Annotated in this window: 26 protein-coding genes; 2 read left to right on the top strand and 24 right to left on the bottom strand. The window is 69.3% G+C overall.

Features of this window, described 5'->3' with window-relative positions:
- Window positions 1-46: 46 nt before the first annotated feature.
- From pheT to V9G19_RS18245, 12 genes are all read right to left on the bottom strand, one after another.
- Window positions 47-2,599 (bottom strand): phenylalanine--tRNA ligase subunit beta, encoded by a 2,553-nt coding sequence (pheT, locus tag V9G19_RS18300; RefSeq protein WP_462286844.1) that lies wholly within the window; start codon window positions 2,597-2,599, stop codon window positions 47-49.
- Between the two features lies 1 nt (window position 2,600).
- On the bottom strand, window positions 2,601-3,695 hold the full coding sequence (gene pheS, locus V9G19_RS18295; protein WP_462286843.1) for a phenylalanine--tRNA ligase subunit alpha: 1,095 nt from the start codon (window positions 3,693-3,695) through the stop codon (window positions 2,601-2,603).
- A gap of 234 nt (window positions 3,696-3,929) precedes the next feature.
- The gene (locus tag V9G19_RS18290) at window positions 3,930-4,646 is read right to left on the bottom strand and encodes a hypothetical protein (RefSeq protein WP_462286842.1); all 717 of its coding nucleotides are present in this window, start codon (window positions 4,644-4,646) and stop codon (window positions 3,930-3,932) included.
- Window positions 4,647-4,901: 255 nt separating this feature from the next.
- A complete protein-coding gene (locus V9G19_RS18285; RefSeq protein ID WP_462286841.1) occupies window positions 4,902-5,816 on the bottom strand; it encodes a hypothetical protein in 915 nt (304 codons plus the stop codon).
- Window positions 5,809-6,363, bottom strand: coding sequence for an RNA polymerase sigma factor (locus tag V9G19_RS18280; protein WP_462286840.1), 555 nt, complete (start codon window positions 6,361-6,363; stop codon window positions 5,809-5,811). The genes V9G19_RS18285 and V9G19_RS18280 overlap by 8 nt, the downstream gene beginning before the upstream one ends.
- 155 nt (window positions 6,364-6,518) lie before the next feature.
- A complete protein-coding gene (locus V9G19_RS18275; RefSeq protein WP_462286839.1) occupies window positions 6,519-7,901 on the bottom strand; it encodes an ABC transporter substrate-binding protein in 1,383 nt (460 codons plus the stop codon).
- A 40-nt stretch (window positions 7,902-7,941) separates the two neighbouring features.
- Window positions 7,942-8,883 (bottom strand): carbohydrate ABC transporter permease, encoded by a 942-nt coding sequence (locus tag V9G19_RS18270; protein WP_462286838.1) that lies wholly within the window; start codon window positions 8,881-8,883, stop codon window positions 7,942-7,944.
- Between the two features lie 16 nt (window positions 8,884-8,899).
- The gene (locus V9G19_RS18265) at window positions 8,900-9,829 is read right to left on the bottom strand and encodes a carbohydrate ABC transporter permease (protein ID WP_462286837.1); all 930 of its coding nucleotides are present in this window, start codon (window positions 9,827-9,829) and stop codon (window positions 8,900-8,902) included.
- 13 nt (window positions 9,830-9,842) lie between these two features.
- Window positions 9,843-12,131 carry an alpha-galactosidase gene (locus V9G19_RS18260; RefSeq protein WP_462286836.1) on the bottom strand — a complete coding sequence of 763 codons (2,289 nt, stop codon included), beginning with the start codon at window positions 12,129-12,131 and terminating at the stop codon, window positions 9,843-9,845.
- 3 nt (window positions 12,132-12,134) lie between these two features.
- On the bottom strand, window positions 12,135-13,205 hold the full coding sequence (locus tag V9G19_RS18255; protein WP_462286835.1) for a LacI family DNA-binding transcriptional regulator: 1,071 nt from the start codon (window positions 13,203-13,205) through the stop codon (window positions 12,135-12,137).
- 111 nt (window positions 13,206-13,316) lie between these two features.
- A complete protein-coding gene (locus V9G19_RS18250; RefSeq protein ID WP_462286834.1) occupies window positions 13,317-14,594 on the bottom strand; it encodes a class I SAM-dependent methyltransferase in 1,278 nt (425 codons plus the stop codon).
- Window positions 14,591-15,997, bottom strand: a complete 1,407-nt coding sequence (locus tag V9G19_RS18245; protein ID WP_462286833.1) for an FAD-binding oxidoreductase — start codon at window positions 15,995-15,997, stop codon at window positions 14,591-14,593. The genes V9G19_RS18250 and V9G19_RS18245 overlap by 4 nt, the downstream gene beginning before the upstream one ends.
- A 70-nt stretch (window positions 15,998-16,067) precedes the next feature.
- On the opposite strand from V9G19_RS18245, the gene V9G19_RS18240 reads away from it, so the two are divergent.
- Together V9G19_RS18240 and V9G19_RS18235 are read left to right on the top strand one after the other, a co-directional pair.
- A complete protein-coding gene (locus tag V9G19_RS18240; protein WP_462286832.1) occupies window positions 16,068-16,853 on the top strand; it encodes a lipoprotein ABC transporter permease in 786 nt (261 codons plus the stop codon).
- 36 nt (window positions 16,854-16,889) lie between these two features.
- Window positions 16,890-17,066, top strand: a complete 177-nt coding sequence (locus tag V9G19_RS18235) for a hypothetical protein (protein ID WP_462286831.1) — start codon at window positions 16,890-16,892, stop codon at window positions 17,064-17,066.
- A 31-nt stretch (window positions 17,067-17,097) separates the two neighbouring features.
- Here V9G19_RS18235 and V9G19_RS18230 read toward each other — a convergent pair whose 3' ends face one another.
- The 12 genes from V9G19_RS18230 to V9G19_RS18175 all read right to left on the bottom strand — a co-directional run bounded on the left by V9G19_RS18230 (window position 17,098) and on the right by V9G19_RS18175 (window position 24,117).
- Window positions 17,098-17,283 (bottom strand): hypothetical protein, encoded by a 186-nt coding sequence (locus tag V9G19_RS18230; protein WP_462286830.1) that lies wholly within the window; start codon window positions 17,281-17,283, stop codon window positions 17,098-17,100.
- Window positions 17,280-17,477 (bottom strand): GntR family transcriptional regulator, encoded by a 198-nt coding sequence (locus V9G19_RS18225; RefSeq protein WP_462286829.1) that lies wholly within the window; start codon window positions 17,475-17,477, stop codon window positions 17,280-17,282. Before V9G19_RS18225 ends, V9G19_RS18230 begins: the two co-directional genes overlap by 4 nt.
- Window positions 17,477-18,052: a hypothetical protein gene (locus V9G19_RS18220; protein ID WP_462286828.1), complete on the bottom strand. Its 576-nt coding sequence runs from the start codon at window positions 18,050-18,052 to the stop codon at window positions 17,477-17,479. Before V9G19_RS18220 ends, V9G19_RS18225 begins: the two co-directional genes overlap by 1 nt.
- Before the next feature lie 89 nt (window positions 18,053-18,141).
- The gene (locus tag V9G19_RS18215; protein WP_462286827.1) at window positions 18,142-18,387 is read right to left on the bottom strand and encodes a hypothetical protein; all 246 of its coding nucleotides are present in this window, start codon (window positions 18,385-18,387) and stop codon (window positions 18,142-18,144) included.
- Between the two features lie 25 nt (window positions 18,388-18,412).
- Window positions 18,413-19,174, bottom strand: coding sequence for a TrmH family RNA methyltransferase (locus V9G19_RS18210; RefSeq protein WP_462286826.1), 762 nt, complete (start codon window positions 19,172-19,174; stop codon window positions 18,413-18,415).
- Window positions 19,175-19,230: 56 nt separating this feature from the next.
- A complete protein-coding gene (gene rplT / locus V9G19_RS18205; protein ID WP_462286825.1) occupies window positions 19,231-19,620 on the bottom strand; it encodes a 50S ribosomal protein L20 in 390 nt (129 codons plus the stop codon).
- Window positions 19,621-19,680: 60 nt separating this feature from the next.
- Window positions 19,681-19,875 carry a 50S ribosomal protein L35 gene (gene rpmI / locus V9G19_RS18200; protein WP_462286824.1) on the bottom strand — a complete coding sequence of 65 codons (195 nt, stop codon included), beginning with the start codon at window positions 19,873-19,875 and terminating at the stop codon, window positions 19,681-19,683.
- A gap of 82 nt (window positions 19,876-19,957) precedes the next feature.
- Window positions 19,958-20,662: a translation initiation factor IF-3 gene (gene infC / locus V9G19_RS18195; protein ID WP_462286823.1), complete on the bottom strand. Its 705-nt coding sequence runs from the start codon at window positions 20,660-20,662 to the stop codon at window positions 19,958-19,960.
- A 363-nt stretch (window positions 20,663-21,025) separates the two neighbouring features.
- Window positions 21,026-21,805, bottom strand: coding sequence for an SseB family protein (locus V9G19_RS18190; protein WP_462286822.1), 780 nt, complete (start codon window positions 21,803-21,805; stop codon window positions 21,026-21,028).
- On the bottom strand, window positions 21,802-22,545 hold the full coding sequence (gene priA, locus V9G19_RS18185; protein ID WP_462286821.1) for a bifunctional 1-(5-phosphoribosyl)-5-((5-phosphoribosylamino)methylideneamino)imidazole-4-carboxamide isomerase/phosphoribosylanthranilate isomerase PriA: 744 nt from the start codon (window positions 22,543-22,545) through the stop codon (window positions 21,802-21,804). Before priA ends, V9G19_RS18190 begins: the two co-directional genes overlap by 4 nt.
- A 280-nt stretch (window positions 22,546-22,825) precedes the next feature.
- Complete coding sequence (gene hisH, locus V9G19_RS18180) at window positions 22,826-23,470, bottom strand: imidazole glycerol phosphate synthase subunit HisH (protein ID WP_462286820.1); 645 nt, start codon at window positions 23,468-23,470, stop codon at window positions 22,826-22,828.
- Complete coding sequence (locus tag V9G19_RS18175; RefSeq protein WP_462286819.1) at window positions 23,467-24,117, bottom strand: hypothetical protein; 651 nt, start codon at window positions 24,115-24,117, stop codon at window positions 23,467-23,469. Before V9G19_RS18175 ends, hisH begins: the two co-directional genes overlap by 4 nt.

Genomic DNA, 24,117 nt, shown 5'->3' with positions numbered 1-24,117 from the left:
GCGGGTCGCCGCCAGCGGCACGACGGGTCGAGCCCGCGACTCCGGGTCAGGTGCGCTGCTCGGCGCCGACCGCTGCCAGCGCGGCGGCGACCGCGCGGTCACGCAAGGACGAGACCTCCTCGGTAGTGAGCGTCCGATCGGGCGCGCGGAAGGCCAGCCGGTAGGCCAGCGACTTCTTGCCGTCACCGGTTTGGGCACCGCGATAGACGTCGAACAGCGCCACCGACTCCAGCGTCTCCCCCGCGCCCGCGCGCAGCGCGGCCTCGACGTCGGCCGCGCGCACCGCCTCGTCGACGACGAGCGCGACATCGCTCGTGGCCACCGGGAACGTGCTCAAGGTCACCGCCGCCGCTGGACGACCACTTGCCCGGATGAGGACGTCGAGATCGAGCTCGCCGGCCACGGTGCGCGCTGGCAATCCGAGGGCAGTGACCACCTTGGGGTGCAGCTCACCCACGTGACCGACGAACTCGCCGCCGACCAGCTCGATCCGGGCGCACCGGCCGGGGTGGAAGGCCATCGCATCGTCGGCCACCGTCCGTGCGGTCAGGCCTAGCGATTCGATGAGATCGAGAGCCGTGCCGATCGCATCGGTGACGTCGGCGGCGCGGCCGCCGCCCCAGACCCCCGCCCGGTCGCGCTCGCCACACATGAGGAACGCCAGGTGGCGCGGCTGGGGCGGCACGGCGGCCCGGATTTGCGCGAGGACCTCGTCTGCCGGTCGGCGGCCGACCTCCTCGGTCGGCGCCGTCGACGGCTCGCCGTCCTGCGCCACGACGAGACCGGTCTCGAAGAGCGCCACGTCCTTGAAGCCGCGAGAGACGTTGCGGCGCAGCGAATCCACCAATGTCGACAGGACCGAGATGCGGATGAGCGGCGCCTCGTCCGAGAGCGGGTTGAGCAACTCGACCGTGCGCCGCCGCGCTCCATCGACCGGGTAGCCGAGTGCCGCATGCCGGTCGTCGCCGACAAAGGGAGCGTTCCACACCTCGACGAACCCTTGCGCAGCAAGGGTATTCGCGACGAGCCGGCGCACGCCCTGGCCGTGGGTCAGCCCGGAGCCGACGGGTGCGCTCGGGACGATGGACGGGATCTTGTCGTAGCCGTCGATCCGGGCCACTTCCTCGGCGAGGTCGGGGCCATTGCGCAGGTCGGGCCGCCACGACGGCGGCGTCACCCGCGCCGAGTTCCCTTCGGGCTCAACGGCGCAGCCGATTTCCCGGAGTATCTCGACGACCCGATCGGCGTCATAGGGGACGCCGACGAGTCGGGCGGGCAGGCCCAGGTCGACGCTAAACGTGGTCGGCGCAATCGGCTCGCCGGCATCGGTGACGCCGGGATCGGCTGTGCCGCCACCATATTCGACGAGCAGCTCGACGGCGAGTTGGGCCGCGGCAGGCGCCAGCTGCGGGTCGACGCCGCGCTCAAAACGCCGGGAGGCCTCCGATGGCAGCTTGTGCCGACGGGCCGAGCGGGCGATGCTCACCGGGTCGAAGTGGGCCGCCTCGATGAGCACATCGGTCGTCGTCGCGGAGATCTCGGTCTCGGCGCCACCCATCACGCCCGCGATCGCGAGTGGGCGCTGGGCATCGCTGTCGGTGATCAGCAGGTCGGTCGGGTCGAGCGCGCGGTCGACGTCGTCCAAGGTCGTCATCCGTTCACCCGGCCGAGCGCGCCGCACCACGATCGGACCCACGAGCGTGGCCAGGTCGAAGGCGTGCAGCGGCTGACCCAGGCCGAGCATGACGTAGTTGGTGACGTCGACGGGCAGCGAGATTGGCCGCATTCCCGCTTCCCGCAGCCGCTGCGTCATCCACGCGGGGCTCGGTGCCGCGACATCGATGCCGCGCACGATCCGCGCGACATACCGGTCGCAGCCCGCGCGACCACGGATCGGGGCCTCGTCGGCGAGCCGGACGGCATACCCGCTGTCGTTGACCGCCGGGGACCGCTCGGCGAGCGGACCCACCGGATCGACGTATGCCGCTCCGGTCGCGTGCGAGTATTCCCGCGCGATCCCGCGGATCGAGAAGCAGTAGCCCCGGTCCGGGGTGACGTTGACCTCGACCGTTTCTCGGTCCAGGCCGAGCAGCGGGATGGCGTCCATGCCCGGTTGCAGGGTGGCCAGGAGCGCTGGCTGGTCGGCGAAATAGCGCTCCAGCACAATGATTCCGGTGTGATCATCACCGATCCCGAGTTCGCGCTCGGAGGTGATCATCCCGGCGGAAACGTGACCATAGGTCTTGCGGGCGGTGACGACCATCGGCCCGTCCGGGGTCGAGACCGAGCCGCCGGGGAGAATGACGACGACGAGATCACCGGGCTCGAAATTGTGCGCGCCGCACACGACCCATTGCGGTTCGCCGCTGCCATTGGCGGCGCCGACGTCGAGGGAGCACCACTCGATGATCTTGCCGTTCTTTTGCGGTTCGGGCTCCTTGGTCAGGACCCGACCAACGACGAGGGGGCCGGTCACACCGCTGGTGTGTAGCCCCTCTTCCTCGAGCCCCACCTTGACCAGATCGGCCGCGATGTCGACGCCGCGAGCATCCGGCGGCCCCGCGACGTATTCGCGCAGCCAGTCGACGGGAACGCGCATCTCAAATCACCATCCCGAACTGCGCGTCGAAACGCACGTCACCCTCGATCATGTCGCGCATGTCCGACACGCCAGTGCGGAACATCAGCGCCCGGTCGATGCCCATTCCGAAGGCGAAGCCGGTATAGCGGTCAGGGTCGATCCCGCAGGCGGACAACACATTCCGGTTGACCATGCCGCAGCCTCCCCATTCGATCCAGCCGGTCCCCTTGCATGCCCGGCAATTCGGGTCTTCGCCGCGGCAGGCGAAGCAGCGCAGGTCCATCTCGGCGCTCGGCTCGGTGAACGGGAAGTAGGACGGCCGCAGCCGAGTGGTGATGCCGTCGCCGAAGAGATGCGTCGCGAGGGTGTCCAGCGTGCCCTTCAGGTGGGCCATCGTGATGCCCTCGTCCACGCACAGGCCCTCGACCTGGTGGAAGGCGGGCATGTGCGTGGCGTCGAGCTCGTCGGTGCGGAAGACCCGCCCGATGCAAGCGATTGCGATCGGCACGCCACGCTCGAGCAGCGAGCGGGCTTGCACCGGCGAGGTGTGCGTGCGCAACACGAGACCGGAGCCGGGCGGAGCAACATAGAAGGTGTCCTGCATCTGCCGGGCGGGGTGGTCGGCGTCGAAGTTCAGCGCGTCGAAGTTGAACCACTCGGCCTCGATCTCGGGGCCCTCGGCGATCTCCCACCCCATCCCGACGAACATGTCGGCAATGCGTTCGCTCATCAGTTCGATGGGGTGGCGGCGACCGAGGGGGCGGCGCCCGGTGGGCAGCGTGACGTCGATGGCCTCCTCGACCAGGATGCGAGCATCACGCTCGGCCTCCAGCTCGGCTTGGCGCGCCGAGAACGCCTGCGCCACAGTGGCTTTGGCTTGGCCGACCCGCTTGCCGGCCTCGGCCTTGGCGCTCGGCGGCAGCGCACCGATCTCCCGGTTGGCGGTGGCCAGCGGGGACTTATCGCCCTGGTGAGGAGCACGGAGCGCCTTCAGGGCGTCCAGGGAGGGCGCGGCCGCGATGGCGGTCAGCGCGGCCTGCCGCGCCGCCTCGACGGCTTCCGGCGCGAGGGCGGCCACCTCGACCGGGTCATAGTTGGTATTGGGTCCGGACATTGTCTTCACTTCGCTGGTCTCGTGGGCGCGCCCGAGTCTAGGTGGCGCCCGCTGCGGTCAGGTGGCCTTGCCAGCCTTCGGACGCGCGACAGCGATCAGTTACCGGATGCCGTATGCGTGCTCAGCACGCGGCCGCGCCCGAAGGCGCGGTAAATCGCCCGCTTCGGCGGGTCGGCGCTGGGGGGCGAGCGGACGGCATACGGGCAAGGGTAGCCCACGGCGCCTGGCGGCGCCTCAGGTTTGGCGCGCCGCGAGGGGACGGCGCCGGATCCGTCCGGCCACGAACCCGAGCAGGAGTGCCCCCGCGGCCAGCGCCAGCCCCGCGCGCGAGCCCCCGGTGTCGTCCTCGCTGGCCTGCGCGCGGGAGGTCGGCGGCGACGGCTGGGCCACCGTGGGGAGGGCCGCCGGTGCGGCGGAGGCCACGCCGGAGGGGGTGGTGGACGACCGTGCGTCTGCATCGCCGACCATCGCGCCCATACTGATCAGCGTCGCCCGAAGCTTCTTGGCGTTGGCCACCTTCCGCCAGACCGGCGTGACGTCATGGACGCTGCCATCGCCGAATTGCTCGGCAGTGGAGACCCAGATGTCCGCGCCAACCTCATGGATCTCGTCGAGCCGCCAGGCGGTCACGTCGTGGATGAACCAGGTCAGCCGGATGTCGGCGGTGCCGAGGTCCACGCCGGCCGGTGGCTCGGTCTGTGCCGTCGCCACCTGGTTGCTGCCGACGGCGCTCACCTCCAGGGCATCGACGAGATCCTCGTATGCCGCGCTCCCGGCGATCGCGGCCCCCGCCAGGCCGCTCGCGTAGTTGGTCGCAAGCACCGATGTCGGGCCGCCCGCCACCGCGGCTGGGGCGCCGGTGACCCCGACGCCGAGGATCAGCCATGTGGTCAGCAGCACCCGGATCAGAACCCGATGCACCGGCCCGGACATGGTTGGCGTTGCACTCATGGTTGCCTCCTGCGTTGCTCAGCCGCTCCCGGTGACCGGCTGCACGGCATACACCGCCCCGGGAGATGAGGTTCCACCGGCCGCCCGATTAGGGGTTCCGGCGATAGCCGCATGTCGCTCGCGTACGTCCCCGCCTCCGAACACTCAAACGATCAATAGCGGCCGATCCGGGTGATTGGAACGTGCAAAGCAGGCGTGTCGGGGGCCATTGATCGTTTGAATGTCCGGTTTGCCCCGCCGCCGCGCCGGGCATCGTTAAGGATCGACTGTGCTGGCGAGCCTGACCGCGGCGGCCCGACTGCCAACCCCCTCCAACCGATACGTCACCTCGCCGCCTGCTTGCGGGAGCACCCAGACGAGCGTGGGTCCCGCGATCCTGGGGCTGGAGGTCTGCGTGCTGCCCAAGCGGTCGATCCAGGCAAGCTCGTGCGACTCGGGCAACCAGATGCCCGTATGCCCGTCCACCTCGGTCCACTCGACGTGCGGCGAGGACTTGACGTAGCCGTAGTCCGGGGACCCAGCGAAGACGTCGAGCCGAACCATGTTGGGCCCACTCCCCCAACGCATTTCGACGACTCGGTCGCTGTGCGAGACCACGATCGAGGTGGGCTCGGCCAATCCTGCGGGCGCACCGATCGGGAATCCCACCCGTTCGCGTGCCTCGGCAAGCGTGGCCACTCGCACGCCCCGGTCGCTGGGCGGCGCGCTCGATGTCCCCGTCGGCGAGATCGCCGTGGCTGACGACCCCACGCTCCCTCCCGCGGTAGGGACGGAAGCAGTGGAGTTCGGCGCCGTCGGGCTGCTGCTCCGATCGACGGTGACGCCGCCGACCCGGATCCACTCCAGGACGGCCGCCCGCACCGGCGGCACGAGCGCGAGTCCGCCGATCACCGCGGCGACGGCCAGACGTCGACGCCACGATCCCGTATGCCGCCGAGCCGGGGACACAGTCGCGGCTCCCTCCGTTTCGGCCCGCCGGACTTCGATTCGCTCCCCGGCAGCGAGTCCGGCCACCGCCGCCATAACCCGGTCGGTCAGGTCGGCGGCGGGCGGCGCCACGTCGAGGTCCCTGCCGAGGGCGACCAGTTCCCTGGCCAACTCCTCATCCCCATCCGCCCACATGTCGCCCGTGGGGCCGTCGGCGGGAGCGGGCCGATTCTGCTCAGACATCGCCCAACTCCGCTCGCATCAGTGCCAGCGCCCGATGGACGCGGGACTTGACGGTGCCGCGGGCGAGATCCAGGGCGACGGCCGTCTCGGCCTCGCTCAACTCCATCAGATAGCGGCAGGTGACGACCTCGCGATAGTGCTCCGGCAAGGCAGCGATGCCGGCATGCAGCCGCCGCTGCCGCTCGGTCAGCACCGCCTGCTCCGCCGGATCGGGCGACCCAGCCCGCTCGTCCATCCGCCCAGCTCGCGCCTCACGCCGCAATTGCCGCTCTCGCCCGCGGTGCCGATTCCTGCTTTCGTTGAGCACGATTCGCAGCAACCACGGCCGGAATGCCGCTCCCTCGCGGAAACTATCCAGTGCCACATAGGCTTTCACGAAGGCCTCCTGAACAACGTCATCCGCATCCGAGCCGGCACCGCTGAGCTGGGCGAGGCGCGTTGCTGCCCCCGCGTGGGCAGCAACCAGCTCCGCGTATGCCGCCGCCTCCCCGGCGCGCACGCGGGCAATGACTGCGGCCTCAGCGGCTTCAGCCCGAAGGCCGGTCACGGTCCCGTCACGATCCTCCAGCGCTCGTCCTGCCCCTCATACTCCACGGGCCGGGTCGAGGTTCCCATGCCCCTCGGCACCGCACACGTGAGCACACGGTGGGGATCAAGCCTCACCGTGTGCTCATGGGTGCCTGGCTGGTGGGCGGGCCCAGCTCAGCCGGCAACCTTGAACAGATCGTTCAGTTGAGTGTTCAGATCGGTCAGGGTTGCCGCGTCGGCCTCCCGGAGGTAGATCTTGGCGAAGGCAGGGGTGTTCAGGGCCAGGATGTCGGCCGCGTTGCTCGTCACCGGGAAGAGGAAGGTCTCCTTGTTCTTGACCAGATCGGTGAACGGGGTGACGTCGAAGCCGCGGTCGGACTTGTTGAAGTCGATCGCCAACTGCGTGCCCTTGGGCCGGGCCGGGAAGACCACCCCGGACTCGCCGATGATGTCCTGGCAGGTCTCGCCGGCCAGGAAGGCAACCCACTTCGCCGCGGCCTCGGGATTGCGCGCCTGCGTTGTGATCGAGTCGGCGAGCCCGTTGAACATCGAGGATCGCTTGTCGTCCGGTCCGGTCGGCACCGGCGCGATCCCGACGTCGATCTTGTTGCCGTCGGCGTCTTCCATTGCGGCGTAGCTGGAGATCATCCACGACCCGTTGAACCCCATGGGCGCCATCCCGGTCTGGAGTTGCTTGTCCGGACCGATCGAGTTCGCGCCACCGCGCTGGGCATAGGTCGGCATGAAGCCCTTGTCAACCAGACTGAAGTACCAGTCGATGGTCTTTTGGAAGTTCGGGTCGTCGAGGTTGAACTTGGTGCCCCACGGGTTCTTGTCCGTGGCCTGCCAGCCGATGCTCCCGGTGAACGGGGACCACTGGGTCTGGCCCCAGCCCTCGCCTGCGCCGTCGGAGGCCCAGCCGAACTGCACGACGTTCTTGGGATCGAACCCGGCCTCGTTGCCGCGCTTGCCGTTCTTGTCGATCGACAGCTTCGCGACCGCCTGCTCGAAGGTCCCGCCGTCGTCGGGGTTCCACGACAGATTGTTCATCTCCTCCTGGGTGATGCCGGCCTCCTTGACCTTCTTCTTGTCATAGAAGATCGCGATCGTGTCCCAGTCCTTCGGAGCGCCATACCGATGGCCGTCCTGGCCCTTCCACAGCTCGGCCAGACCCTCCTGGTAGTCGCTGTCGGTGATGCCCTTGGTCGGTTCGAGTTCGTCGAGCGGCTGGAGGACCTTCAGGTCGGCAAACTGGGCGAATTTGTTGAGATGGTCGGTGAACACGTCCGGAGCCGTGTCGGCGATGAACCCGGCCGTCAGCTTGGACCAGTAGTCGCCCCAACCGTATTGGGTGATCTTGACGCTCAGCCCGGGGTTCTCCTTGGCGAAGGCGTCGGCGCACTTCTGGTAGCCCGGTTGTTGACCCGAGTCCCACAGCCAGTAGGAGATCTCGTTGGCGTTGGCCGATCCCGAGCCGCCGCCACAGCCCGATAACACGACAGCCGGTATGGACAGTGCAGCAACCGTGAGCGCCGTGCGGCGGCGGGTCCGCGGCATACGTGACGATCGTCTTGCGCTGGATTTCATTTTGGGCACCTCACTTGATCCCGCTGAAGCCGATGGAGTTGACGATGCGCTTGGCCGACAGCGAGAACAGCACGAGCATGGGCAAGGCGGCGACCAAGGTGGCGGCCATCAGCCCGGCCCAGTCCGGACCGGTCTGCGGCGTCTGGGACTTAAAGACTCCCAGGCCGACGGTGAGCACCCGGGATTTGTCGGTGTAGGACACCATCAACGGCCAGAAGTAGTCGTTCCAGGAGGCCATGTAGGTCAAGATCGCCAACGTGGTGATCGGCGCGGCGGACATCGGCACGATCAGGCCATAGAAGACCCGCACCTTGGACGCGCCGTCGATCAGCGCCGCCTCCTCGACCTCGCGGGAGATGCCGAGGAAGAACTGGCGCAGGAAGAAGATCGCGAACGGCGTCATGATCATCGTCGGCAGGGCCACACCCAGCAGAGTGTCGACGAGCCCCAGCTGCTTGATCAGCACGAAGTTCGGCAGCAACGTGAAGATGCTGGGGATCATCAGCCCGATGAGGAAGAACATGAAGACCTTCTCGCGGTGCTTCCACCGCAGTCGGGCGAAGGCGTATGCCGCCATGGCCGAGAAGAGGACTTGCCCGACCGTGACCAGCGTGGAGACGACGATGGAGTTGAATAGGTAGCGCCAGAAGTTGATCGACTGTCCGGCACCGCCCTCGGCGAGTGCTTCCTCGCCGGTTTGCATGCCGAAGACCCGCTCGAACCCGCCGGTCGAGAACTGCACGGGCAGTGGGTTGCTCGGGTCGGCATAGATGGCTCGGTTGTTGGACAACGCGGTTCGCAGCATCCAGTAGAACGGGAACAGGCTGCCGATGATGACGAGGATCATGAACGTCCACGCCAGCGCCTTGCCGACGTTGAAGCGCGGCTTCTCTGGAGCTGCGGTGGGTGGCTGCGGGGTGACTTCGAGGTCTGACTGCACGGTGGTGGTCATCGCGTCTGCTCCTTCCTCAGTCCAGATCGCTCGTGTCGGCGCGGGAGAGCTTGTATTGCGCGATGGAGATCACCATCAGCACGATCAACAGCCCCACGGAAAGCGCTGAGGCATAACCGAATTGGAACCGCCCGAAGGCGAGGTCATAGATGTAGTACTGCAGCACCCGGGTGGCGTTGCCCGGCCCGCCCTGGGTGGCGATCGCCACGGTGTCGAAGACCTGGAAGGAGCCGACAATCGTGATGATCAGCACGAGCGCGAGGATCGGGCGCAAGAGCGGAATCGTGATTGACCGGAACATCCGGTTCTCACTCGCCCCGTCGATCCGGCCCGCCTCGTAGACGGTCTCGGGAATCGTCTGCAGGCCGGCGAAGATCAGCAGCGCCGTGTAGCCGACGTGGCGCCAGACGTTGATCGCCGCTATCGTCGGGATCGCCCAGGTCTCGTCCGATAGGAACCCGATGCGCCCGATGCCGATCCAGTCGAGGACCGCGTTGCCGATGCCGAGTTGGTAGTCGAGGATCCAGATAAAGATCATCGCAGCAACGACATTCGAGACCAAATAGGGCGTCAGCACGATCGCTCGCAGCCATGTCTTCTGGGTCAGCCGTTGCATCATGACGGCGATCACGAGAGCGAAAAGCGTCTGGAACCCGATGTTGAGAACGACATACCAAAGGGTGACTTTGAGCGAGTTCCAGAAGATCGGGTCCTGCACCATCCGGGTGTAGTTGTCCAAGCCGTTGAACTCCGGCGGCGTCAACAGGTTGTACTTGGTGAAGCTCAGGTAGATCCCGCGCAAGGTCGGCCACAGCATGAAGGCGACGTAGCCGATGAACGCGGGGAGGATGAAGAGCAGGGCGAGCTTGGTGTCGTCCGGTGCTCGGGATGAGGCACGGACCGGTGCCGAGGGACTTGCGGTCCCGGTTGAGGTGGTGCTGGCCATAGAGAGACCTTTCTTACGGTCGCGACGAGGGTTCGTCGTCGGATGGGGACAGCGCCGGCACCGGATGCGCGTCGGCACGCAACAACACCGCCTGATCGGGGTGCAATCGCGGAGGCCGGACACCGACGGCCGCGAGGACGTCCCCACGGAAATCGGCGCCCGGGAAGGAGATCGGGGCCTGTAGGCCCGGGTATGGATGGCTGGGATCGAGGGGTTCGTCGGCTTCGGCGGCCCCACCCCACCACAGCGGGGCGACCAGTCCGGAGGGCGCGCCTCCGACGAGGACCGGGCGCACGGCATACGTTTGATGGGGGTCGAGGCCACGCAGCCGCAACGCCGGGCCGGGGTCGGCGAGCGGATTGGCCACCGCGACATAGGCAAAGAGGGCACGCGACTTGTCCGGCGCGACGACGCCATGGGCGAGGAAGCCGTCGCCCGGGTCGTCGATCCGGACGAGGTCCCCGGTGAGAAGTAGTTCGCGGTTCTCCTTGTAGAAACCGATCCACGCGCGCAGCTCGCCGAGCGCTCGGTCGCTCGCCTGCGCGAGATCCCACTCGATGCCTAAGTGGCCAAAAAGTGCTGTGGCGGCGCGGAAGTTGAGATCGTGCACGCGGCCGGTCGTGTGCGAGCGCCCGGACGCGATGTGCGACCCGAGGAATTCGGGTGCCAGCAACTGGGTGGTCCACCGCAGCATCGCCTGCCGCTCGAGCGGGTCGATGCAATCCGAGACCCACACCCGGTCGATATGCTGCAGCACCCCCAGGTCGACCCGCGCCCCGCCGGAGGAGCAGGACTCGATCTCCAGGTCGGGGTGCTCGGCACGGATCTCGTCGAGCAGCCGGTAGATCGCCGTGGTTTGGGCGTGGACGGCCGGCCGGCCACCCTGGGTCTGGTCACCGGCCTCGATCAGGTCGCGGTTGTGATCCCACTTGATGTAGCTGATCGGGTATTCGGCCAGGATCGCCAGGATTTGGTCGCGGACATGGGCGTAGGCGGCTGGGATCGCCAGGTTGAGGACCTGCTGGTGGCGCGACTCGACCGGCCAGTCGCGGCGGGCGCTCATGATCCACTCCGGGTAAGCCCGGGCGACGTCGGAATCCGGGTTGACCATCTCCGGCTCGAACCACAGGCCGAACTGCATCCCCAGCTCGGCCACCTTGTCGGTCAGGGGGTGCAGGCCGTCGGGCCAGGCTTCCTGGGAGACCACCCAGTCACCGAGGCCCGAGTAGTCGTCACGGCGCGAGCCGAACCAGCCGTCGTCCAGGACATAGCGTTCCACGCCAAGTGCTGCGGCCCGCTCGGCCAGGTCGATCAGCCGGTCGGTGTCGTGGGCGAAGTAGACGGCCTCCCAGACGTTGAGCGTCACCGGCCGGTGCGGGCCGACCGGGCGGCGGCGGGCGCGCAGGAAGCAGTGGAAGCGGTGGGCTTGGGCATCCAGACCCACCGCGTAGTTCCCGTAGACCCACGGGGTCGTATAGGCCTCGCCCTGCTCGAGCCGGATCTCCCCCGGCAGCAGCAATTCGCCGCCGCCGATGACCCGGTGCTCGTCGAAGGTCGCCTCGGCATAATGCACATGGTTGCCGCTCCAGGCGGTGTGCACCGACCAGATCTCGCCGTGCTCGAAGCCGAAACCCGGTGTGCCGGCGTGGAGAATCGTCGCCGAGTCGGCGCCCGTGCGGCCCTTGCGGCCTTCGCGCAGATGGATACCGCGCCCGAGCGGCAGCCGCTGGGGCGCCTTCTCCCGGCCCCACCGGCCGGCGAAGTCGAGCAGTTCGCTCGCGTGGGCCGGGACGGGAAAAGCGAGCGAGACGTTCTCCACGGCATACGGCTGCGGGTCGGTGTTGGTCAGTGTGGCGCGCGAGCGGATCAGCCCGCTGGGGAGCAGCTCGATGTCGAGATCCAGGTGCAGGCCGGCCTCCGGGTCGAGGGCCGCGATCGCGAGCAGGGCCGGTCCACTCTCGGCCCACTCCCCCACGTCGATGCCGTCGAGGTGCACCGTGGTCGTCGTGAACGCGGGTGACCAGGCCAGTCCCGACCGCGAGCCACTCACACCCGGACGTCCGATATAGCCCGTATGGTGCTCGGGCAGAACGGAAATCCGCACCGGGACATCGACGCTGTTGGGACCGATCGGCGGGAAGTCCGCGGAGCGGATCGTACTTGCCTGGCGCACGTCCAGGTCGTCCAGCAGGCGCCCCCAATGCAGCACGATCGGCAACCGGCCCTCGCTCAGGTCGAGCAGCAGCGAGACGTCGTCGCCTTGGAGGTGAACGAAACGTTCGGAGGATGCGTCGTCGGGCACGGTCTATCCCTTCTCGGATGCGGTGAGTGGCTGCGACATGGTCGCGACGGGGGCCGGGCCGGCCGAGAAGCGTCGAACCAGGGTTGCCGGGATCAGCAATCGCTGGCCGGTCCCGCGCCGGACGGGATGCTCGGGGTCGAGAGCGATCTCGACAGCCCGCTCGCCAATCTCGAAGTAGGGCAATGCCATTGTGGTCAAGGACGGCCACAGCGACTCGGCCACCGGCTCCAGGTCGTCGCACCCGATGATCGACAGGGAGTCCGGTATGCCGCGGCCGGCCTCGGCTGCGGCCCGGTAGGCGCCCATTGCCATCCGGTCGTTGAAGCACCAGATCGCCGTCAGATCCGGTCGCTCACGGAGCAGCCGCCGGGTGACCCCATGGCCGCCCTCGGCCGTCGCCTCGAATCGGCTGACGCGGCGCACCAGCACGAGCTCGATCGGGACGGCCGCCCGCGTCAACTCCCGCCGGAAGCCGCGCAGCCGAGCGGCAGCCGCGTCAGCCCGGCTGATCGTGGCTACCCCGATCCGGGTGTGCCCGAGCGCGATCAGCTCACGGGCCGCGACCGCGCCGACGCCAGCCTCGTCCGGAATGACGTGGGGAACGACGGGCTCTCCGCGGCGCGGCCTGGAATTGGCCAGCACCAGCCCGCGGACCTGCGGGACGGTGCGGGCGGCATACGACAAGGACGCCAGGACGACGGCGTGAGCGTGGCGGGTGGGCGTGGCGCGCAGGGCCTCGGACTCGCGCTCGGCGATGCCTGCGGTGTTGAGCACGACGAGTTGCGCGCCGGCCCGCCAGGCCGCCGCCTGGGCACCCTCGATCAGCGCGGCGCCATACGGACCGGTGGCGATCACGTCGTTGACCAGCACCACGTTCCCCGTCGGGCGCCGCCCGCGTCGCAAATGCCGGGCGTCGTCGTTGCCGGTGTAGCCGAGCAGTTCGGCGGCCTCGCGCACCCGCTGCCGCGTCGGATCGCTGACCCGGGCTCCGTCGACCTCGTTGAGCACCACGCTGACCGTGGAGGCCGCAACACCGGCGAGGGCGGCGACATCGCGGATCGTCGGATGCGTCATACGCTCGCCTCCCGGCTGCGGTGCCGAAACGATTCGTCAAGGGTGGCACGGCCCGCCGCGCTCGGCAAGGGGAAGATCCGCAACTAACGCGGCACGCACGACCTCATCGGGTCAGGAACCGAAGTCGGGACGCAGCGGATAAGCGGCCACGCCACCCGGCCCGACCTTCTGGCCGAGGACCTGGTGCAGCTGGATCTCGTTGCGCTCGAAGCCGAGCGAGCTGCCGGAGAGGTAGAGCCCCCATACCCGGGCCGTGCCGATCCCAGCCTCGGCAACCGCCGCGTCCCAGTTGCCCGACAGATTGCGCGCCCAGGCGCGGCAGGTGCGGGCATAGTGCTCCCGCAGGTCCTCGACGTGCCGCACCTCGAACCCTTGGTCGGCCATCGCGTTGATGATCACGCCGACCGGGGCGAGTTCGCCGTCGGGGAAGACGTAGCGGTTGATGAACCCGCCCTTGGTGATCTGGTTGAAGTGGTTGCTCGGCCGGGTGATGCTGTGGTTGAGCAGCCGGCCGCCGTCCTTGACCCGCTCGGCGAGGAAGGCGAAATAGGCGGGGTAGTTCTTCACGCCGATGTGCTCGGTCAGCCCGATCGAGGAGATCGCGTCGAAGCCGGACTCGGTGACGTGGCGGTAGTCGCCGTGACGGACCTCGCCGCGGTCGGCCAACCCTTCGCGCTCGAGCCACTGCTGCCCGTATGCCGCTTGCTCGGCCGAGAGCGTCACCCCGAGAGCCGTGACGCCGTAGTTCTTGACGGCATGCCGGACCATGCCGCCCCACCCGCAGCCGACATCGAGGATCCGCATACCGGGTTTGAGATCGAGCTTGCGGCAGACGAGGTCGAACTTGGCCGCCTGGGCCTCCTCCAAGGTGGCGTCCTCACGAGGATAACAAGCGCAGGTGTAGGCCATCGACGGACCAAGTACCAACTCGTAGAACGCGTTCGAGACGTCGTAGTGGTGGGCGATCGCCAGCGCGTCGCGGGTCATCGAGTGGCGCAGTCCCTCGGCGAGCCGACGCCATCCGGGTGGGTTCTCCTGCGGCGGCAGCTCCGGCGGGAGGAACATCTTGGCCCCGAGGCTGCCCAGGATGTCCTTCAGCTTGCGCGGATCGGGGATCTTGGCGCCGAGCTTGTCCTTGACTTGGACGAGCAGGTCATAGGGGTCGCCGGGATCGACGCCGTCGATGGCCAGGTCGCCTTGGACATAGGCCCGGGCCAGCCCGAGTTCGCCAGGCGCGGTGACCAGATAGCGCAGGCCCCGCTCGGTGCGCAGGTCGAGGCTGATCCCGGCGTTCTTGTTGCCGCCGGTCGAGCCGTCATACGCGCGCAACTGGAAGGGGACCTCGGTGCCGAAGACCTCGTCGGCGATCTCGCCGATCGTCAGGCTCATCGGCGGCCCACCGCCTTGGCGTAAAGGTCGGGCAGCCGGCCGTCGGGGTCGTAGAGCTTCTTCACGCGGGCATAGTCCTCTCCGCCGTAGAGACTCCAAAAGGCCTCCGGCTCGTAGTAGGCGTCGGAATACAGGCTCTTGTGGCCGTCGAGGTCGTCGACCTTGGCCTCGATGGCCTTGTTGACGTCGCCGTCGTGCGCGCCCGGCACGATGTCGACAGCCGACCAGAAGCCGACGTTGACATAGTCGCGGCCCGCCTCCAGCGGGTAGAGCGGCCAGGGCCGAGCTCCGTGATCGTTGTCCCGAAGGCGCAACGGGCACAACCAGATCGGCTCGATCGGCACGGCATCGAGGAACCACGTGACGAACTCCTCGGTGCGCTCAATCGGGACCTCGATGTCTTGGACGACGCGCTCCTTGGGGCGGGCGCCGCGGCGCTGCTGCAGCGCGGCATACCAGCCATGGCGGTTCTCGAAGCGAATGATCGTGCCATAGACGTCGCTGCGCAGGTAGCGGCGGGGAACCAGCCGGCGCACCAACGGTTTTTGGACATAAAGCGCCCGCGAGCACCAGAACCAGTCGGTATCCCAGCGCCACAGGTAGTCCTGGGCGCTCAGGTGGTCGGTGGTCTGGCGCTGGATCGAGCGATAATAGATCTGCTGACCGGTGTAGTCGCTGGTGGCCGGCGCGGTGTCGGTGAACGAGCCCACGGTGAGATAGGACTCGGTGGCGGAGAAGACAACCCCGTCGAGGAAGTCCAGTGCCCGCCCCTCGAACTGCCGGTCGGCCAGCAGGGAGCACATCTCCCCCACCAGTGCGGCGATGCTGTGGAAACGCAGGTGGCGCAACCGGACATACGACTGCACCGGCTCCAGGTCGATCTCCAGCCGCACCGAATAGCCGAGCGAGCCGTAGGAGTTGGGGAAGGCGCGGAAGAGGTCGGCATGCTCGTTGGTCGGCGTGGCGGTGACGATCTCGCCGCTGCCGGTGAGGATGTCGAGTTCGCGCACCGACTCGTGCGGCAGGCCGTTGCGGAAGCTGCTGGACTCGACGCCTAGGCCGGTGACCGCCCCGCCCAGGGTGATCGTCTTCAGCTGCGGCACGACATAGGGCATCAGCCCGTGCGCGAGCGTCGCCTCGACGAGGTGCTCATAGGTGCACATCCCCTGGACCTGGGCAACGCGTGCGGCCGGGTCGACCTCGATAACCGCGCCGAGCCGGCTGACGTCCAGGCCGGGGCTGCCCGTGTCGGCGCGCGGCCGGAAGAGATTGGACGTGCGCTTGGCCAGCCGCACCGGGCTCCCTCCCGGAATGCCTGCCAGTTGGGCCCGCACCCGCTCGGCGGCAACCGTATGCCGCTGCCAGCCCACGATCGCCGGTGCTTGCTGGGTACGCCACGTCACGCCAAGCACCCTACTGTGCGCGACCAAGCCGTCGTCACCGCTCTAAGGGGTCCTTATCATCGCCGGCGTCGTGGTCGCCATCGCCAGCACGATGGGCCGGGCCGCCGCTGCGCAGCGCGAGGTGCTGCACGTGATCGATTTGGAGGGCACCCGCAACATAGTCGTCCGAGCAACCACGGACGCGGGGCTCACTGCCGACTTAGTAACAGCCGTCGGAGGCCTGTCCGGCGTCGACTGGGCACTCGGCGTTGGTCCCGCCCAGGACGGCTATAACCTGCTCCGCGCCAATGGTCCGGCCGTCGGCGTCCGCCGGGTCTACGCCACAACCCTCACACCACTGCACCTGAGTACCCGCTCGCCGCTGCCCGACGCCGCGTACGTCGACCCCGCCGGACGGACCCTCCTGGGCCTCGCCGATCCGGCAGGCGCCGTGTCTGTTGGCCCGGGCCGCACCTACCCCATCGTCGGGCTCACCTTTCCGCCCGAGAATCTAACCCGGGATGAACCGATTGTGCTCATTCCCGACATCCCCACCGCGAAAGCACCCCTCGTAGGGTTGACCGTGCAAGCTTCGGCACAAGACCAGGTCGCTCCGCTCGTGAGCGCCGTCGCACGGATGGCCGTCACGCCGGACCCCACCAAGGTTACGCTCGAATCCAGCACCCGGCTCGCGAACCTGCGCGCCCGCGTCGACGACAACCTCGCGAGCTTCGGCCGAGGCCTCCTACTTCTCATCCTCGCCGCTGGCACTGCGCTGGTGACCCTCGTCCTGGTGGCGCTGGTCCAACTCAGGCGCCGGGACTTCGGTCGCCGCCGAGCACTCGGCGCCACGAGGGGACTGATCATCACGCTATAGCTGACCCAAGTCGCCCTACTCGTCCTAGGGGGACAGATGCTCGGCATCGCCGCGACCCTGGCCCTGTTCCGGCTGCGCGACCAACCCCTACCCGGCTGGGACTTCTTCTTTGCCACTGGATATCTCAGCCTCATCGCGGCAACCGTCGGTGCCGTCATACCCGCCGTAATTGCCTCCCGTCGCGATCCCCTCAGGGAGCTGCGCACCCCGTGATGACCTGACCCGGCCCCCATACCTGCCGACGTCATTCTCCGGGCAGGTGACTCCATTGGGCCCGCACCCCGGCGACCGCGGCGTCGAGGTCGAGGCCGAGGCGGCGGACGGCCGCGGCATACCCGCGGGCGGCATCGGCGAGCTGCTCGCGGCTGGCCTGCGCCGGCATGGCCTGGCGGGGGGCGACGACCGTCCCGGTGCGCACCCGGCTGGTCACCAGACCCGCGGTTTCGAGTTCGCGGTAGGCCCGCCGATCGTGCCCGTGGCCAGGCCAAGGTCGGCGGCGAGTTGGCGGATCGGCGGCAGCCGGTGGCCGGCCGGCAGCGTCCCACAGGTGATCATCGTCGCGAGCTGGGCCCGGAGCTGCTCGTATGGCGGCACCGGGCTGCCCAGGTCGACATCGAGGACCATCAGCTCGCGCCGCCGGCGCCCACCACGGGCGTCGCCGTGGGGGCCGGAGTTTCGGTCGCGGCTAGGCGTGGGGTCGGGGACGTGCCGATCCGCAGGCCGAGCAGGCATCCGCCGAGCGCGAGCAGCACACCCCAGCCGCCGGCGTTGTGCCCGAACGCGCCGCCGCGGAACGGGTCGTAGGTCGTGCCGATGAGCGAGAGCATCCCGGCACCGAGCCAGGTCAGGCCCGCCCGCCATTCGGCCAGGAGCAGCCCGGCAAACCAGCCGCAAAAGAGCGTCAGCCAGCCCGTCGACGTGGACTGGTGCGCCTCGGTGGGCTCCCAACTGCCATACGCGATCGAGATCTGCAGACCGCTGAGCAGGGTCACCGCCACACCGACTCGGCGCCAGCGCCGGCTGCGCCCGAGGCTGTCCGAGACGCATGTCGCATTGGCCTCGGTCACCGGAACGCCTTGGTGCCTGGTGAAGTTGGCGAGCCGGGCCGCGCGGGCCGTGGTCGAGTCGGACAGGGCGACCGCCAGCACGGCGAGGGGGACGAGCAGATAGACCAGGACGGTCACCACGGAGCCGGACATCCCACCACCTCAATGAATTGATGTCGCACGTCATTGCGACAAGAGCACGTCGACGCCTGGCGCCGCTGCTTTCCCACGGCTTAGCCCCGTCACGCCGAAGGCTCCCCTGCCGGCCACCGAGCCCGCAGCATGGCGACTGCGGTGTCCAGGTCGATGCCGAGCGTGCGCGACTGGGCGGCATACCGATCGGCGGCGCTGGCCAGCCGCTCGCGGGTGGCGCGCTCCGAAAGCCCTGCGGCGGAATGGACAACCGTCCCCGTCCGGACACGACTGGTGACCAGGCCGGCCAACGCCATCACGGCGCCGGCAGTCGTCCACCGCGTGCCGATGGACACCATCACCCCTTCTGCCCGCCCGCGTTCACCCGCGCCGCGCGAAGGCTGACGCATAGAGACACACGGTGGCGGCCATGGCCAAGTTCAGCGACTCGGCGGCGCCATAGATCGGGATCGCCACTCGCTCATCGCACGCCGCCGCGACCGCGTCGGGCAGGCCATGCGCCTCATTGCCCAGCACCCAGGCGTGCGGGCCAGTCAGGTCCGCGTCGGGTAGCGCCAGCGGTGCGTCGCCCTGCGTCGCCAGGGTCCGTATGCCGCGCTCCCCCAGCGCGGCCAGCGTCGCCTCGACGTCGAGCCGGCTCACGACCGGCACGTGGAAGTGCGACCCGGCGCCGGAGCGGATCACCTTGGGCGAGAAGGCATCCACCGAGTTCGCGGTGACGAGCACGGCGTCCGCGCCGGTGGCGTCGGCGCCGCGGATCACCGTCCCGAGATTGCCCGGGTCGCGGACCTCGTGCAGCAGCACGAGCAGCCGGGCGCCATCGAGCACGTCTGCCAAACCGACCACGGGCTGCTGGGCGACAGCGACCATCCCCTGCGGGGTGTCGGCGTCGGCCATGGCGGCGAGCACCTCGTCGGTGACGTCGTGGACGAAGCAGCCGGCGGCATACGCGGCCGAATAGATCTCCGCGTGCCGGGCCCGCCCGTCGGGGGTGACATAGACGTCGACGACGGAAGGAGCGGCATACCGGATCAGCTCGCGCACCGCCTGCGGGCCCTCGACGAGGAAGCGGCCGGTGTCGGAACGCACCGAGCGCCGGGCCAGCGCGGCGACCCCCCGCACCCGATCCGATCGGGGGTTGGTCAGCGCGCCGATCCGGCGCTCACGCGACGGGCGGGTCAGGCCTGGGCCTTCGCCTCACCGGCGGCGGCCGCCGGCACATTGGCCTTGGCGATCTCGACCAGCGCCGCAAACGCGGCCTCGTCATTGACCGCCAGCTCGGCGAGCATGCGCCGGTCGACGTCGATCTCGGCGGCGCGCAGGCCCTGGATGAAACGGTTGTAGGTCATGCCGTTGGCGCGGGCGCCGGCGTTGATCCGCTGGATCCACAGGCGACGGAAATCGCCCTTCTTGGCCCGGCGGTCGCGGTAGCTGTAGGTCAGGGAGTGGTTGAGCTGCTCCTTGGCCTTGCGGTAGAGGCGCCCGCGCTGACCGCGGTAGCCGCTGGCGCGCTCGAGGACGACCCGGCGTTTCTTGTGGGCGTTGATTGCCCGTTTCACGCGTGCCACGTGATTCTCCTTGCTGGTTAACGTTCGACGAGAGGGTTACCCCGGTGGGGCAGGAGGCGGCTACTTGCCGAGCAGGCGCTTGACGGCCTTGGTGTCCGCCGGGGCGACCTCGACGTCGCTCGCGAGGCGCCGCGCGTGCTGCGGGCTCTTCTCGTGGAACTTGTGGACGTGGTTGGCGCGCTGGCGCATGATCTTGCCGCTGCCGGTGACCCGGAAGCGCTTCTTGGCGCCGCTGTGCGTCTTGTTCTTCGGCATGACAGCCGATCTCCTTTGCTGTGCGTGGGCAGGGTGGAGCCCGGTCTGGGCGCCACCGCGAAAGACGGGTGAGGCGGGTGAGCTACGCGCCGGCTGGGGGCGCCGCGTCGCCGGCTGGGACGGCTGGTGCGGCGCTCTCGGCCTGCCGGCGGCGTTGCTCGGCCCGGGCCTCGGACTTCTTCTTCGTGGGGCCGATCACCATGACCATATTGCGGCCGTCGAGCTTGGGTTGGGACTCGACGAAACCGAGTTCCTGGACGTCCTCGGCGAGCCGCTGCAACAGGCGGAAGCCCAACTCGGGACGGGACTGCTCTCGGCCGCGGAACATGATCGTGACCTTGACCTTGTCCCCCGCCTTCAAAAACCGCTCGACGTGGCCCTTCTTGGTGCCGTAGTCGTGGATGTCGATCTTGGGCCGGAGTTTGATCTCCTTGATGACCGTGTTGACCTGGTTCTTGCGGGCCTCCCGGGCCTTCATGGCGGCTTCGTACTTGTACTTGCCGTAGTCCATGAGTTTGGCGACGGGGGGCTTGGCCATCGGGGCGACCTCGACCAGGTCGAGATCGGCTTCGGCGGCCAGGCGGAGGGCGTCCTCGACCCGAACGATGCCAACTTGCTCACCGTTGGGTCCGACCAGACGCACCTCGGGGACGCGGATGCGGTCGTTGATGCGAGGCTCGCTGATGTGGTGCTCCTTCGTTCGGCGGGTGGTGCTGCACCCCGGAACGCCTGCCCCACAACGGAAACGGCCTCCCGCAGTGGCTCGCGAGAGGTCGCTGGCAGTCACGACCAGAGCCGCAAACATACGCAGGCACGTATGCCGCAGCCGCGCACAAGCGCTGCTGGCCACGGCTGGCGCCGTGGCCGGGTCGCGCCCGGGGCCGGTGACCCGGCCACCTGTGGCGGTGGTCGCGGGTGGAAGCTGACTGCCGTCGACTTCTCTTGAGCATCACGTCCACCTGGACTCGCGAGGCGGGTCCGGGCAGGCATGACCGGTTGCCACCAAGGATACCAGGGGTAGGCCGCTTCCCCGGAATCGGCGTGACGCCGTTACTAGGACGCGGCTGCTCTGCCACGGTCACGGCGACACCGCACGTGCAGGCAGCACGCAGGCATCAGCGCAGGCCCAGGAAATCACCAGGCGGAGGCATCAGCGCAGGCGGAAGGCGAGGCCGTCGATCCGGGCGCGGAATTCGCCGTCGGCGGCGAGCCGCTCGCCGACGCCGGTCACCAGGGCCTCGACCTCCCGCGGCCCCAGCCCCGGCCGCAACGCGACCTCGACCCCGAGACTTCCGGGGGGGTCGGCGGCATACAGCGTGTGGCCGGTGACGTCCGGGACTGCGGCGAGGGCAGCGGCGACGGCGTCCGCGACGAAGGGGTCGGCGTGCGGCGGCGTCCACGTCCGGCGCATCGCCAACGCCCACACCTGGCTCGGCCGCAGCTCCCGGGGGCTCGGTGAGGCGAGGTTGACGACGATGACCTCGCAGGATTCGGCGATCGCGGCCTGGCCGAGCCGGTCGGCGGTGACCGGGACCGGCCGGGCGGCCGGGTCCCAGGCGGTGAGTTCGGCGACACCGGTGAAGGTGGGCAGCGCCCGGCGGCCGTCGGGCGCGACGAGCGTGACGAGGGCCATCTCGACGCTGGCGTCCTGAACGAGGCCGTCCGCGCCGGTCACGGTCTCCTCGGCGTGGGCGACCACGGCGACCACGAAGCGGCCGGCGGCGACCCGCTCCATCAGGCGCGCCTCGTCCCCGCCCTCGTCGGCGAGCGCCGCGAGCAGCGCCGGGTCGCTGGCGCCGGCGTCCTCCTCGAAACCGGAGGGGCTCAGGTCGCGTCTGGCCCAGGGCACGCCCGCGGTGTCGGTGGCGGTTCCCGGCGCGGCGCGCAGCGGGTGGTGGGCGTGATCGCGCGGATTGTCCTGGCTGCTCACCGCGCGACTGGCCGCCCGGCAAGGTCGAGCGCCTCGGGGAGGGTGAACGCGCCCTTATAGAGCGCCGAGCCGATGATCGCCCCCTCGACCCCGATCGGCACGAGCGCCCGGATCGCCTCGATGTCGGCGAGGCTGGACACTCCCCCACTCGCCACCAACGCCGCATCCGTATGCTGCGCAACCGATTTCAGCAGCTCCAGGTTCGGGCCGGCGAGCATGCCGTCCTTGTTGACGTCGGTGACCACGTAGCGAGCGCAACCGGCCGAGTCGAGCCGGGCGAGGACCTCCCAGAGGTTGCCGCCCTCGCGGGTCCAGCCGCGCGCGGCGAGCGTCTCGCCACGCACGTCGAGGCCGATGGCGACCCGATCGGCATACGACGCAATTGCCTGGGCGGTCCAGTCGGGGTCTTCCAGGGCGGCCGTGCCGACATTAACCCGCCGAGCGCCGGTGGCCAGCGCACGTCGCAGCGACTCCTCATCCCGGATGCCGCCGCTCATCTCGACATGGATGTCCAGCCGCCCGACGATCTCGGCGAGCAGGTCGGCGTTGGAGCCGGTGCCGAATGCCGCGTCGAGGTCGACGAGGTGGATCCATTCGGCGCCCTGCTCCTGCCACGCGAGCGCGGCGTCCACGGGGTCGCCGAACTCCCAGCCGCTGCCGGATACCCCCTGCTGGAGTTGGACGGCCCGCCCGTCGCGGACGTCGACGGCGGGCAGCAGTTCGAGGCGGGGCAGACTCATGGCGTCCTTCGCGTGACGGTGGTGATGGTGGTCGCGGCGGCGGTTCGCGGGCTCCGGCGACGTCGGCGGCGACTCGTGCAACCTCTGCTAGCAGAAGTTCCAAGCTGACCAATAGGCAGCAAGGTATGGGGAGGTCGACTAACTGCTGCTAGCAGAAGTTCCTCGGCACCGACCCACGCCTCGGCACCGACCCACGCCTCGGCACCGACCCACGCCTCGGCACCGACCCACGCCTCGGCACCGACCCACACCTCGGCACCGACCCACACCAACGCTGGGGTCACAGGGAGCGCACCCAGTTGGCGAGCAGGCGCAGCCCGGCGGCGCCGGACTTCTCCGGGTGGAACTGGGTTGCCGACAGCGGGCCGTTCTCGACGGCGGCCACGAAACTGCCGCCGTAGTCGCAGGTCGTCACCAGCGGCGTCTGGGAGGCCATGTGCCCGTCCGCCACGGGCAGGTCCCAGGTGCGGGCGGCATACGAGTGGACGAAGTAGAAGCGCTGGTGCTCCACCCCGGCGAACAGGCGCGTGCCGGCGGGAGGGGCCACCGAGTTCCAGCCCATGTGCGGCACGACGGGGGCGGTCAGCCGCGAGACCATGCCCGGCCACTCCCCGATCCCGGCGACCGGGGCGTCGCTCGGCTCGATGGAACCGTCGAAGAGCACCTGCATGCCCACGCACACGCCGAGCACCGGGCGCCCGCCGGCGAGGCGGACGTCGATCAGCCGAGGCCCGTCGACGGCGTCGAGCCCGGCCATACAGGCATGGAAGTTGCCGACCCCCGGCACGAACAGCCCCGCGCAGTCGCGGACCGCGGCCGGATCGGCGCTCAGCCGCACGCTCGCGCCCACGTGTTCTAGGGCACGCACCGCCGAGCGCACGTTGCCGCTGCCATAGTCGAGGACGACCACATCGGGGCCCATCATGAACCTCCCGGGCGCCGGCTCGGGTGGGCCACCTCGGCGAGATGGGCCGCCTCCTCACGCATGAGCGCGTCGAACCGGGCGGTCGAATCGTCGTCGGGCTCGACCAGGGTCCCCACCGGCGCTTCGGGGGCCATCAGCAGGTCGCGGCCGGGAAGCCCCAGCGCGGCATGTATGCCGACCAGCCAGCTGAGCGCGTCGCCGGGCGTCGCCGCCAGCGCGTCCTGCAGCCCGGGCGCAGCGCGCGGGCCGGCTCCGGCGAACGCGAGCAGATCCTCCGGCTCGGCGGCCCGCAGGCCGGGAGCGTGCACCACGCCCGCCTCGGGTAGCCACACCACCCATCGGGTGACCGCCCGCCATCCCGCCGGTTGGACCACGACGACGCCGCGGCGACCGGCGACGAAGAAGCCGATCGACGGCCGCAACGCACCTGGCAGCGGCCTGGCTGCCAGCGCCATCCGCGGGTCGTCATAGGGGGCGGCGGCCCGGGACCGGTCGCTGGCCGGGGTGATGCCCGTCCAGCCGCCGAGTGGGGTCACGTGGACTGCCACCAGACCGCGACGGGTCCAGGCGGTCAGTTTGCCGGACTCGTCGTTCACGAGCAGCAGGCCGCCGACCGGTCTGCGCGGGATGGGCAGGGCGGGAGTCAT

This window comes from Nostocoides sp. (genome assembly GCF_037045025.1).
Taxonomy (GTDB): Bacteria; Actinomycetota; Actinomycetes; order Actinomycetales; family Dermatophilaceae; genus Nostocoides_A.
Note: the sequence above shows the minus strand (reverse complement) of the source record. Positions and strands in the feature narration are given on the sequence as shown.

Bases quoted from the DNA above. Each gene is read 5' to 3' on its own strand.
- V9G19_RS18225 (WP_462286829.1), bottom strand. From the start codon at position 17,477: ATGGTCCTCGATGTCGACCTGGGCAGCCCGGTGCCGCCATACGAGCAG.
- V9G19_RS18220 (WP_462286828.1), bottom strand. From the start codon at position 18,052: ATGTCCGGCTCCGTGGTGACCGTCCTGGTCTATCTGCTCGTCCCCCTC.
- pheS (WP_462286843.1), bottom strand. From the start codon at position 3,695: ATGTCCGGACCCAATACCAACTATGACCCGGTCGAGGTGGCCGCCCTC.
- rpmI (WP_462286824.1), bottom strand. From the start codon at position 19,875: ATGCCGAAGAACAAGACGCACAGCGGCGCCAAGAAGCGCTTCCGGGTC.
- pheT (WP_462286844.1), bottom strand. From the start codon at position 2,599: ATGCGCGTTCCCGTCGACTGGCTGCGCGAATACGTCGCGGGGCCGCCG.
- V9G19_RS18275 (WP_462286839.1), bottom strand. From the start codon at position 7,901: ATGCCGCGGACCCGCCGCCGCACGGCGCTCACGGTTGCTGCACTGTCC.
- V9G19_RS18290 (WP_462286842.1), bottom strand. From the start codon at position 4,646: ATGAGTGCAACGCCAACCATGTCCGGGCCGGTGCATCGGGTTCTGATC.
- V9G19_RS18250 (WP_462286834.1), bottom strand. From the start codon at position 14,594: ATGAGCCTGACGATCGGCGAGATCGCCGACGAGGTCTTCGGCACCGAG.
- V9G19_RS18270 (WP_462286838.1), bottom strand. From the start codon at position 8,883: ATGACCACCACCGTGCAGTCAGACCTCGAAGTCACCCCGCAGCCACCC.
- V9G19_RS18175 (WP_462286819.1), bottom strand. From the start codon at position 24,117: ATGACTCCCGCCCTGCCCATCCCGCGCAGACCGGTCGGCGGCCTGCTG.
- priA (WP_462286821.1), bottom strand. From the start codon at position 22,545: ATGAGTCTGCCCCGCCTCGAACTGCTGCCCGCCGTCGACGTCCGCGAC.
- V9G19_RS18255 (WP_462286835.1), bottom strand. From the start codon at position 13,205: ATGACGCATCCGACGATCCGCGATGTCGCCGCCCTCGCCGGTGTTGCG.
- V9G19_RS18265 (WP_462286837.1), bottom strand. From the start codon at position 9,829: ATGGCCAGCACCACCTCAACCGGGACCGCAAGTCCCTCGGCACCGGTC.
- hisH (WP_462286820.1), bottom strand. From the start codon at position 23,470: ATGATGGGCCCCGATGTGGTCGTCCTCGACTATGGCAGCGGCAACGTG.
- V9G19_RS18235 (WP_462286831.1), top strand. From the start codon at position 16,890: ATGCTCGGCATCGCCGCGACCCTGGCCCTGTTCCGGCTGCGCGACCAA.
- V9G19_RS18285 (WP_462286841.1), bottom strand. From the start codon at position 5,816: ATGTCTGAGCAGAATCGGCCCGCTCCCGCCGACGGCCCCACGGGCGAC.